13 protein-coding genes are annotated in these 10,664 nt (G+C 68.7%); 4 read left to right on the forward strand and 9 right to left on the reverse strand.

Annotated features, from left to right (window positions below):
- Together AC1D15_RS08195 and AC1D15_RS08200 are read left to right on the forward strand one after the other, a co-directional pair.
- A partial coding sequence (locus AC1D15_RS08195; RefSeq protein ID WP_477825592.1) for a Fic family protein occupies window positions 1–974 on the forward strand: 974 nt, incomplete at its 5' end.
- Between the two features lie 181 nt (window positions 975–1,155).
- Window positions 1,156–2,082 carry a hypothetical protein gene (locus AC1D15_RS08200; RefSeq protein WP_477825593.1) on the forward strand — a complete coding sequence of 309 codons (927 nt, stop codon included), beginning with the start codon at window positions 1,156–1,158 and terminating at the stop codon, window positions 2,080–2,082.
- A gap of 155 nt (window positions 2,083–2,237) precedes the next feature.
- Here AC1D15_RS08200 and AC1D15_RS08205 read toward each other — a convergent pair whose 3' ends face one another.
- The 6 genes from AC1D15_RS08205 to AC1D15_RS08230 all read right to left on the reverse strand — a co-directional run bounded on the left by AC1D15_RS08205 (window position 2,238) and on the right by AC1D15_RS08230 (window position 5,740).
- Window positions 2,238–2,822: a hypothetical protein gene (locus tag AC1D15_RS08205; protein WP_477825594.1), complete on the reverse strand. Its 585-nt coding sequence runs from the start codon at window positions 2,820–2,822 to the stop codon at window positions 2,238–2,240.
- 96 nt (window positions 2,823–2,918) lie between these two features.
- Window positions 2,919–3,185 carry a hypothetical protein gene (locus tag AC1D15_RS08210; protein ID WP_477825595.1) on the reverse strand — a complete coding sequence of 89 codons (267 nt, stop codon included), beginning with the start codon at window positions 3,183–3,185 and terminating at the stop codon, window positions 2,919–2,921.
- A gap of 171 nt (window positions 3,186–3,356) precedes the next feature.
- Window positions 3,357–3,653 carry a hypothetical protein gene (locus tag AC1D15_RS08215; protein WP_477825596.1) on the reverse strand — a complete coding sequence of 99 codons (297 nt, stop codon included), beginning with the start codon at window positions 3,651–3,653 and terminating at the stop codon, window positions 3,357–3,359.
- 276 nt (window positions 3,654–3,929) lie between these two features.
- Window positions 3,930–4,430, reverse strand: a complete 501-nt coding sequence (locus tag AC1D15_RS08220) for a hypothetical protein (protein ID WP_477825597.1) — start codon at window positions 4,428–4,430, stop codon at window positions 3,930–3,932.
- Entirely contained in the window at window positions 4,427–4,831 is a 405-nt protein-coding gene (locus AC1D15_RS08225) for a GFA family protein (protein ID WP_477825598.1), read from the reverse strand. Before AC1D15_RS08225 ends, AC1D15_RS08220 begins: the two co-directional genes overlap by 4 nt.
- A 51-nt stretch (window positions 4,832–4,882) precedes the next feature.
- Window positions 4,883–5,740: a LysR family transcriptional regulator gene (locus AC1D15_RS08230; protein WP_477825599.1), complete on the reverse strand. Its 858-nt coding sequence runs from the start codon at window positions 5,738–5,740 to the stop codon at window positions 4,883–4,885.
- Between the two features lie 100 nt (window positions 5,741–5,840).
- On the opposite strand from AC1D15_RS08230, the gene AC1D15_RS08235 reads away from it, so the two are divergent.
- The gene (locus tag AC1D15_RS08235; protein ID WP_477825603.1) at window positions 5,841–7,151 is read left to right on the forward strand and encodes an aspartate aminotransferase family protein; all 1,311 of its coding nucleotides are present in this window, start codon (window positions 5,841–5,843) and stop codon (window positions 7,149–7,151) included.
- On the opposite strand, the gene AC1D15_RS08240 is transcribed toward AC1D15_RS08235, so the two are convergent.
- Window positions 7,141–8,037 (reverse strand): SDR family oxidoreductase, encoded by an 897-nt coding sequence (locus AC1D15_RS08240; RefSeq protein ID WP_477825600.1) that lies wholly within the window; start codon window positions 8,035–8,037, stop codon window positions 7,141–7,143. The two genes, AC1D15_RS08235 and AC1D15_RS08240, sit on opposite strands and share 11 nt — an antisense overlap.
- A gap of 91 nt (window positions 8,038–8,128) precedes the next feature.
- Between AC1D15_RS08240 and AC1D15_RS08245 the strand changes: the two genes are divergently transcribed.
- The gene (locus AC1D15_RS08245) at window positions 8,129–8,956 is read left to right on the forward strand and encodes a helix-turn-helix transcriptional regulator (protein ID WP_465110557.1); all 828 of its coding nucleotides are present in this window, start codon (window positions 8,129–8,131) and stop codon (window positions 8,954–8,956) included.
- A 9-nt stretch (window positions 8,957–8,965) separates the two neighbouring features.
- Here the strand turns inward: AC1D15_RS08245 and AC1D15_RS08250 are convergent, their stop codons facing one another.
- Together AC1D15_RS08250 and AC1D15_RS08255 are read right to left on the reverse strand one after the other, a co-directional pair.
- Complete coding sequence (locus AC1D15_RS08250) at window positions 8,966–9,994, reverse strand: NADP-dependent oxidoreductase (RefSeq protein WP_477825601.1); 1,029 nt, start codon at window positions 9,992–9,994, stop codon at window positions 8,966–8,968.
- A 16-nt stretch (window positions 9,995–10,010) separates the two neighbouring features.
- A partial coding sequence (locus tag AC1D15_RS08255) for an MFS transporter (protein WP_477825602.1) occupies window positions 10,011–10,664 on the reverse strand: 654 nt, incomplete at its 5' end.

Genomic DNA, 10,664 nt, shown 5'->3' on the forward strand with positions numbered 1-10,664 from the left:
AGCGACTCGACCCCGCGGCCGTGCGCTCGTCGGTGATGCGCCGGCTCGGCCTCGCGACGACAGGGCCTCGTGATCGCCATGTCGATGGCCTGGTCGAGGTGCTCAACGACGCGATGAACGGGTTCGACACGCCGTTGGATGGCGAGCGCCTGCAGCGCTGGCAATCGGCGTTGTTTCCCGGAGGCACGAGCGGCATCCGCCGCATTGCCGTGGGCCGCTGGCGCGACCACGCCGAGCCGATGCAGATCGTCAGCGGACCGCCCGGCAAGGAGGTGGTGCACTACGAAGCCCCGCCCTCGCGCCGGGTCGCGAAGGAGATGGACCGCTTCCTCGCGTGGTTCGCGAAGACTGCGCCTGAGCCGGATCGCCTGCCCGCGCTCGACGGGCTGGCTCGTGCGGCCCTCGCCCACCTCTGGTTCGAGAGCATCCATCCGTTCGAGGACGGCAACGGCCGCGTCGGCCGCGCCGTCGTCGACATGGCGATCGCGCAGGACCACCGCGTTCCGGTGCGGCTGTACAGCCTGTCGCGCCAGCTCCTCGCCTCACGCACGGGCTACTACGACGCGCTGAACGCCGCCCAGCGCGGCGATGGCGACGCCACCGACTGGGTCCTGTGGTTCGCGCAGCAGTTCGCGCTGGCCTGCGAGCGCTCGAGCCAGGTGATCGGCCGCGCGATCGAGAAGGCCAGGTTCTGGCAAGGACACGCCCACCTCGAGCTCAACGAGCGCCAGCGCAAGGTGCTGCAGCGGCTGCTCGACGACGGCGACGGCGGCTTCCTCGGCGGCCTGAATGCCGACAAATACATCAAGCTCACCGGCACCTCGAAGCCGACGGCGACCCGCGACCTGGCCGACCTGGTGCGGCACGGCCTGCTGTGGACGACCGGCCAGGGCAAGGCCGTGCGCTACTACGTCAACGTGCCGGGATGGACCCATGGGGTGACAGACTATTTCAACGACGACACAGTCGTGTGAATTCAGTGCCGCGCGTAAGCGGCTCCCCCACTTTCCGTGCATTTGGTAAGTGCAGGCCGAAGCGGCTTACGAAGCGACGACAGCGTGCAATCGCCAACCTACATTGCGCCGGCAGTACCCACCGGCGCACCGCTCCACGCAGTGCGCTTCATCCAAGAACGCATCAGAGGAGTTGTCACTCATGAAGTTGCTGAAGCCCACGTCCGCATTCAAATGGTCCGCGCTGGCCCTGTCCAGCGCCCTGCTCTTCGGCTGCGGTGGCGCCGACAAGAGCGCCGATGGCGAGTCGGCCTCGGCCGCATCGGTCACCGTCAGCGAGTCGGCCGCCGGCCTGTCGGTGCGCACCACCACCGGTGAAGGCAGCCGCTTCAACGGCAGCCACGTCGAGGCCGCGCTGTACACCTTCGCGGCCAAGGTCGATGCGGGCACCGATGCAGGCCAGGCCCTCGACGGCACGCTGGTGCTGCAGAGCGTCGCGCAGGACGACGGCAGCACCGCCCTCACCGGCAAGCTGGTCGGCGGCAAGCTGACCGCGACGCCGAGCGATGCGGTGACCGCGCTGCAGGCCGAGTTCGCCACCGCGCTCGAAGCGCTGAAGACGGCCTACAAGACCGATGTCGAGGCGCTGCAGGCCACGCTGAAGGCCGCACTCGATGCGGCCGCCACGCCCGACGCCGGCCACCGCCTGAACGAGGCGCAGCGCGCCGCGATCAAGACCTTCATCGATGCGGTGAAGACCCGCACCGAGCAATTCAGGACCGACACCACCGCGCTGGTGACGAGCTACCAGGAGAAGGTGACGGCGGCCGGCGGCGACGCGAGCAGCATCACGCCCTGGGGCAGCCATGGCGGCAAGCCGCACGCCCGCAAGACGGTCTACGACGTGACCGGCACGCAAGCCGCCGACGGCAGCCTGACGCTGAAGCTGGCGGCCGGCAGCACCGTGCTGACCGGCACCGGCACGCTGGCGGCCGACGGCAGCCTGTCGGGCACGCTGGCCGGCCCGGCGACCGACGACACCGGCACGTGGCAGGCCACCGCGCTGGTCAAGCCGACGCCGACCCCGCCGTCGCCGCCGGCCTCGTCGGCCAGTGGCGTCAGCAACTAAGAGGGAGGCCGCCCGCTACTGCGGACGATTGCAGAAACGGCAAATGGGAACTTGTTTCCCTTTGCCGATCGCACAAACGATCCACGAGCGCATCAACGGCCGGCCGAGCGCATCACGCAATGAGGATGTCTCACCTTGAGCAACGGTGCCGCACGTCAATCGAATTCAGGAATGGGTGCCTCACCCGACGGATCGATTGCTCGGTGGAGGCGTTCAGCGCACGCGCGCAGCGCGTTTCGTGCGAGGTCTGTGCCCTTGCGACCCGGTTTGCCATCGAGGTGCATACCCAAGAGATACTTTCCGGTCGACGAGTTCAAGTTGTCGGCGGCGGCCTCTTTGAGAATTGCTGCCAAGGGGCGCCCTGACGCTTGCACGTGTCCAACCAGGCGCTCGAAGTCAGCGATGGAAGCAATGAAGACGTTCTGCAGAGGCATGAATCGCTCGACGCGCTGACCCAGTTCCCCGTCTGGGTAGTTGAATCGATGACTGGGATACAGGCTACGCATCATGAGACCGTGACCCATATAGAGTTCCCGGCTCGTAAAGAGGATCAAAAAGTCTTGCTCGGCCGCGGCATGGCTGCGAAATGGCGATCCCTCGGATCTCACCCAATCACTGATTGACCAAGCCTGCGTGATTCCGCGTCGGATGCTTTTGGTTCGTTCGTACAAAAAGTCGGCATCGTCCTGAGCCAGTAGTTGATCAGGGAAGAGCCCCATCTTGGCCTCGACGTACTCCATTTGAGGTCGCTCAAGCACGCGATCCATCATTCGTTGGACCAGTGATCTGTGCATCTCCATGGTTAGCTGTTCACACGAGATCCGATCGCGCGCCCATCAATCCCTGAAGTCTCGCACTGAGAAAGACTTGGTTGAACCCGAGCCGTCGGTGAAGCGCTGATCGATCTTAAGAGTCGTACCGACTACCGCGAAGCTCAGAACCTCATCCATTGGATGGTCGCGCCAGCGGCCGGTGAGCGATGCCCAAAGTACTCTCTGTCCGACCGTCTTACAGCGATAGTCCCAACGCGTCTTGTCGTCAGGGCGCACATAGTGAACCGCGACTACATCACCTTCCATTTGGTCCACTTTGATCAACTTCACCTGCCTGCCCATCAAGACAGATACCGTGGCACGACAGATCTCGGGAAGGCCAAACGGTGCGAGTGGAGGTGCCGCATCGCAACTCGCCGCGACCCCACTCACGATCATTGCAGCCAAGCGGGCGACAAGCTGTTGCCAACATCTCTGCATGCTCGCTCCGAAGATATTGGGTTAGGAATCTGAATCCAGTTCCAACCTGTCGCAACTTGGGCACTCGTCGGCGGGATGATCGCGCACCACGAGCTTGATGTAGTCCGTGAACTCACGCTGGCWCGCGAAGATGCTGTGCTCCCCCCGCTTATACGAAGCAGCTGCCGCTCGATATGCTGCATCGAGATCGCCAGAACCTTCGAAAACTACGTCGTCGTGGTACTCGCAGCGTTCAAGTACACCCAGCTCAATTGCGAACTGCACAGCGGCGTAGCGCTTGGCTTCATCCTCTTCGAGAAGTCGCTTGTTGCCGCCCATAGTGGCACTCCTTGCTGCGCTACTAGATGAAATCGGGAAATGTCAGTCTGCGCGCAAATCCTTACCCCGCGAAATTCCGGCAAACCCTCGGACTACCTCGCCCGTCATCGCAACGAAAGCCCAACCAAAGAGCAAGACACCAAACATGAGCGCAGCGCGGGCTTCGAACTCTCCCGTCGTCGCACATCGAGCAGAGACGCCATTTCCTTGGGCCGAGCAGGTGGAATCAGAAAGAACCGTTCAAGCTGCTGCCGAGCTGGTCGACCGGCATCGCGCTCACTCTTCCAGCAGGTCGTAGATGGCGTATTCGCGCTGGAACGCCTGCATGCAGTCGACGGGGATGCGCCTCGCATCGGCCGCTCGCTTGGCGCAACCCGCGGGAAACGACACCAGCAGCCCCAGTTGCCGAGGCGAGCAACCGGTATCGATGGTCTTCTCACCCGGTGCGCACAGAGGCACCGGGGGACTCGGCCGGACCGCCTCGACACGGCCCTCGCGAAGCGCAATGAGCGCGCGATTCCGTGGCCCGTTGCCGATGACGGACCACAGCACCTGGCATCCGGTGTACCCGGCTGGAATGTCGGAGAGTCGCGGAAAGACGCGACCTGACAGCGCGACCGGACTGCCGTTCGGAGCGATGATGTCCCCCGCTTCGGCCGGCGGCTCCACCAGGTCGCAGTTCGGCCCCTCGAATGGCTGTGCCGCGATGGCCGCACCTGCTGCGCACGAAAGCAGCACCGCCAGTGAACCCTTTACCGCCGCAGCCGTTGCGCTCATGGCTGCACGGGCCGCTCGGCATGCTGCGGCAGCCCGTCGTGGATCTCGAACCACTCGGCCTTGGAGCCGACGAAGATGTGGGCCGACGGCGCCTGCGGCAGCGGCGTGTTCAGGCTGCCGACGCGCAGCCGGACCACGTCGGGCGCGGAATCGCGCCGGCTCAGGATCGGCGAGCCGCATTCGGCGCAGAACACGCGGTGGATGCCTTCGGCGGTGCTGAAGCTCTTCAGCGACGCCTCGCCCGCGACGAAGCGCAGGTCTTTCGCCGCGACCGGCGCGGTCACCGCGAAGGCCGCGCCGTTCGCCTTGCGGCAGCGCGAACAGTGGCAGTAGAGGGCCGCGCCGATCGGGCCGTCGATCTCGTAGTGAATGGTGCCGCAGAGGCAGGTGCCGGTGTGCAAGGTGGACTCCGTCGGGGTGGTGCGGAACTGTAGCGGGCCTGCGTCGCTGCACTACGCGAGAGGCAAGGCCTGCCGCACATGCGACCCGAAGGCCGACACCAGCGCCGACGGCTGCTCGCGGTCGAAGGCCAGCGCGATGCCGACCGTCGGCAGCGCCGGCAGCCCGGCATCGGCCGGCAGCACCTGCAGGTCGTCGGGCACGGCGGTCTGCGTGAGCACCGTGATGGCTTGGCCCGATCGCACCATCGCCACCAGCCCGGTGAGGCTGCTGCTCGCGCAGGCCAGCCGATAGGCCCTGCCCGCGGCCTCGAGCGCCTGCCGCGGCGCCTGGTGGTCGAACGCATCCGGCGCGCCGAGCGCGAGCGGCAGCGGGTCGAGCGATGCAGCACTGCCGCCGCGCTGCCCCACCCACACCAGCGGCTCGCGGCGGATCACGTCGGCATCGTCCGCTGACGCCATCACCGACACCAGCGCGAGGTCGATCGCATGCCGCGCCAGCAACTCGCGCAGGCGCGGCGTCGGCGCGCACACCACCTCCAGCTGCACGCGCGGGTTCAGGCTCGCGAAACCGCGCAGCAGGTGCGGCAGGAACACCACCGCATAGTCGTCCGGGCAGCCGAAGCGCAACACGCCCGACAGCTGCTCGCCGCGCAACTCGGCCAGCGTCTCGTCGTGCAGCGCCAGCAGTTGCCGCGCATGCGCGAGCAACCGCTCGCCGGCCGCGGTGAGCGTGACGCCGCGCCCGGTGCGAAACAGCAGCGGCTGCTCGACCACGCCCTCCAGCCGCTGCATCTGCATGCTCAGCGCCGACTGCGTGCGCCCGACGCGCGCGGCCGCCTGGCCCAGCACGCCGGTCTCGGCAATGGCCACGAAGCTGCGCAGCAGGTCGATGTCGAGTGACTGGCCCACGGTATGAATTCTCCTGATGGCTCGTTCCAAAACTATTCGCTTCCCGAAGCGCGTGCCGGTGCGCAAGATGCCACAACTCCACCACGAGGCCCGCACCATCATGAGCAGGAACGACGACCCGCAGTTCTGGCAGCAAGCGCGCCGGCACCTGATCCGCTATGGCGGCAGCTTCGAGCCGCTGATCATCGAGCGCGCGAAGGGCAGCTTCGTCTACGACGCCGACGGACGGGCGATCCTCGATTTCACGTCGGGGCAGATGAGCGCGGTGCTCGGGCACTCGCACCCGGACATCGCGGCGGTCGTCACCGAGCAGATCCATTCGCTCGATCACCTGTTCAGCGGCATGCTGTCGCGCCCGGTCGTCGAACTGGCGGCACGGATCGCGCGCCATGCGCCGGCAGGGCTCGAACGCTGCCTGCTGCTGAGCACCGGCGCCGAATCGAACGAGGCCGCGTTGCGCATGGCCAAGCTGGTGACCGGCGGGCACGAGGTGGTGGGCTTCACGCAGTCATGGCATGGCATGACGGGGGCCGCGGCCTCAGCCACCTACAGCGCCGGGCGCAAGGGCTACGGGCCGGCCTCGGTCGGCTCGATGGCCATTCCGGCGCCGAATGCGTACCGGCCGCGCTTCACCCACCCCGACGGCACGCTCGACTGGCGCCGCGAGCTCGACGACGGCTTCGAGCAGGTCGACCGCCAATCCACCGGTGCGCTGGCGGCGTTCATCGCCGAGCCGATCCTCAGCAGCGGCGGCATCCTCGAGCTGCCGCCGGGCTACATGGCGGCGCTGAAGCAGAAGTGCGTCGAGCGCGGCATGCTGCTGATCCTCGACGAGGCGCAGACCGGCGTTGGCCGCACCGGGCTGATGTTCGCGTGCGAGCGCGACGGCGTGGCGCCCGACATCCTGACGCTGTCGAAGACGCTGGGCGCCGGGCTGCCGCTGGCCGCCATGGTGACCACCGCGGCGATCGAGGAAGAAGCCCATGCGCGCGGCTTTTTGTTCTACACGACGCACGTGTCCGATCCGCTGCCGGCGGCGGTCGGGCTGAAGGTGCTGGAGGTGGTGGAGCGCGATGGGCTGGTCGAGCGCGCCCGCGTCGCCGGCGAGCGGCTCGCGCAGGGACTGCGGAAGCTGCAATCGCGGCACGCATGCATCGGCGATGTGCGCGGCCGCGGCCTGCTGCTCGGGCTGGAGGTGGTCAAGAGCCGCGACACCAAGGAGCCGGCGTTCGAGCTCGGCGAGGCGATCACGCGCGAGTGCATGAAGCTCGGGCTCAGCATGAACATCGTCAAGCTGCCGGCGATGGGCGGCGTGTTCCGCGTGGCGCCGCCGCTGACGGTCAGCGACGGCGAGATCGACCTGGGGCTGGAACTGCTGGACCAGGCGATCGGGACCGCGCTCAGGCGCTGAAGTACCCGTTGTCCCGCATGTCCTCCAGCAGGCCGGGGCCGCTCGGCTGCCATCCCAGCGTGCTGCGCGTGAACTCGCTGCTGCTCGGGTTGTCGATCGCGACGAAGCGGGCGATCCAGCCGAAATGCACGAGGGCTTCGTCCGGCGTGAGGCTGCGCACCGGCAGCTTGAGCCCGCGCCCGATCGTTTCGGCGATCTCGCGCATCGGCACGCCTTCTTCCGCCACGCCGTGCAGGCGCGAGCCCGGCTTCGCGCGCTCCAGCGCCAGCCGGTAGAGCCGCGCCGCGTCCGAACGGTGCACCGCCGGCCAGCGGTTCGCGCCATCGCCGATGGTCGCGGCAAAGCCGGTGCGGCGCGCGATGTCGATCAGCGCCGGCACGAAGCCGTGGTCGCCGGTGCCATGCACCGTAGGCGCCAGGCGCACCACGCTCGATCGCACACCGGTCGCCGCCGCAGCCAGCACCTTCGCCTCCGACGCGGCACGCATGTGGCCCGCGGCACCGGGCACCGGGGCGTCGGCTTCGGTGCCGAGGCGCCCGTTCGCCAGCAACGCCGTGCCGCAGGTCCCGACGAAGGGCTTGCCCGTGCCCTCGAGCGCCCGCAGCATCGCGTCCACCGCGCGCAGGTCCGCCTCGACCGACGCCGCATACGCACTGAAATCATGGATGAACGCCATGTGGATCACGCCGTCGCAGGCCGTCGCGCCGGCGACCAGGCTGTCGATGTCGGCCAGCTCGCCGCGATGCGCCTCGACGCCCATCGCCTCCAGCGCGGCCACCGCTGCGTCGTTGCGCGCCAGCCCGAGCACGCGGTGCCCTGCGGCCTGCAGCTCCCGCGCAATGGCCGACCCGATGAAGCCGGTGGCTCCCGTCACGAATACACGCATACTGACTCCCGATGAATGAAGGGGCGTACTGTCCTTCGTTGCACGGGCCACGAAAAGCCGAGAACGTATACAGGTATGAGAGCTAACAGGCATGACGGCTGACACCCTGCCCGACACGGTGCTCACCCTCGGCGCGTTCCTGCGCGATCGCCGCGCGCGCCTGCAGCCCGGGCCCGATGCGCCCGGCCGGCGCCGCACGCCGGGGCTGCGGCGCGAAGAGGTCGCGACACGCGCCGCGGTGAGCGTGACCTGGTACACGTGGTTGGAGCAAGGCCGCGGCGGCCCGCCTTCCGATGACGTGCTGGAGCGGCTCGCGCACGCGCTGGAACTCGACGCCGCCAGCCGCGAGATGCTGTTCCTGCTCGCGCAGCAGCGGCCGCCGCCGCTCAGCCCGGCCCCGCCGTCGGCAGTGGAACCGGCGCTGCAACGCGTGCTCGATTCGTTTGCCACCAGCCCCGCGGTCGTGAAGACGCCCACCTGGGACATCGTCGCGTGGAACGCCGCCGCTGCGGCGGTGCTGACCGACTACGCCGCATTGCCCGTCGGCGAGCGCAACCTGCTGCGGCGCCTGTTCGGCGAGTTGCGCACCCGCGGCCACTGGCCCGACTGGGAGTCGGGCGCGCGCTTTGCGCTTTCCGTGTTTCGCATCGACGTGGCCCGCACCGGCGGCTCCGCCGAAGCCGCCGCGCTCGCCGCCGAGCTGCAGGCGTGCAGCGCCGACTTCCGCCGCATGTGGGCCGAGAACGAGGTGAGCCGGCATTGGGTCGGCCACAAGCGCATCACGCACCCGGTCGCCGGCCCGCTGTCGTTCGAGTACTCGACCTACTCGGTCGATGCGGCCGACGGCTTGAGCCTGGTGGTCTTCACGCCGACCACGCCGGAGGTCACGCGCGCCATCGCGTCTCTTCTGCAGAAGTGATGCAGTGACTCAGTCCTGCGCCACGCGCACGACGAGCTTGCCGAAGTTGCGCCCTTCCAGCAGCCCGCGCAATGCGGCCGGTGCGTTCTCCAGCCCGTCGACGATGTCCTCGCGCAGCGTCACCGTGCCTTCGGCGACGCGTTGCGCCATTTCGCGGCGGAAGGTGTCGAAGCGCTCGCCATAGTGGTCGAGCACGATGAAGCCCTGCATGCGGATGCGTTTCTGCAGCAGCGCGGCGTGCACTTGCGGCAGGCGATCCGGCCCGGTCGTCGGCTCGGCCTCGTTGTAGTGCGCGATGAACCCGCACACCGGCACGCGCGCACCGACGTTCAGCAGCGGCAGCACCGCATCGAAGACGGCACCGCCGACGCTCTCGAAGTACACGTCGATGCCGGCCGGGCACGCCGCGGCGAGGCGCTCGGCGAACTGCGCGCCGCGGCGGTCGATGCAGGCGTCGAAGCCGAGCACCTCCACCGCGTACCGGCACTTGTCGGCCCCACCGGCGATGCCGACCACGCGCGCGCCTTTGAGCCTGGCGAGCTGACCCGCCACCGATCCGACCGCCCCGGTCGCCGCCGACACGACCACGGTTTCCCCGGCGCGCGGCTGGCCGATGTCTCCCAGCCCGACCTGCGCGGTGAAGCCCGTCATGCCCAGGCCGCCCAACGCGAGAGACGGCTGCGCCATGTCGCCCAGCACCAGCAGGTCGTCACCGTTCGACAGCGCCTGGTCCTGCCAGCCCGCGTTCGCGAGCACCAGCTCGCCCACTGCGAAGCGCGGGTGCCTCGACGCGATCACCCGGCTCACCGTGCCGCCGACCATCGCTGCGCCGATCGCCACCGGCGGCGCGTAGCCCGGGCCGACGGGCTCCATCAGGTTGCGCATGTACGGATCGATCGACAGGAACAGCGTGCGCAGCAGCACCTGGCCCTCGCCCGGCGCAGGCACCGGCTGCGTCTCGAGCCGAAAATCATCTACCGTCGGCAGGCCGTGCGGATGCGCGGCGAGCACGATGCGGCGGCTGGTGGTGTCGTTCACGGTCGTGGCCCCTCGATCAGGCCCGCACCGGCCGCGGCCCGTGGCGCAGCGTCAGCAAGGTGCCCAGCGTCAGCGCCGCCACCGCGAAGGCCGGCCCGCCGAGCGCGCCGATGTGGTCGACCAGCAGCCCGCCGCCGATGGCACCGCTCGCGATCGCGATCTGGAACGCCGCCACCAGCAGGCCACCGGCCCCTTCGGCCTGGTCGGGCGCAGCCCGCACGATCCAGGTCTGGAAGCCCACCGGGAACGCGCCGAACGCGAAGCCCCACAGCGGCACGGCAATCGCGGTGACCCACGACGAGCTGCCGCCGACCAGCAGCGTGGCCGCCAGCAGCGCGATCAGCACGCCACCCGCCACGATGGCATGGCGCTCGCTGCGCTGCGCGATCCAGCCGCCGGCGAAGTTGCCGAAGAAGCCGCCGATGCCGTAGCCCAGCAGCACCGCCGAGACCGCGCTCACCGACAGGTGGGTGACGTGCTCCATCAGCGGGCGGATGTAGGTGAAGCCCGCGAAGTGGCCCGACACCACCAGCAGCACGGCCAGCAGCGCCACGCGCACCGGCGGGCGCCGCAGCAGCTCGCCGAGCACGCGCAGGCTCGGGTTGTCGCGCGGCGGCAGCGCCGGCAACGCGAACAGCTGCACCGCGAGCGTCAGCACGCTGACGACGCC

This window comes from Rhizobacter sp. P2_H2 (genome assembly GCF_056403375.1).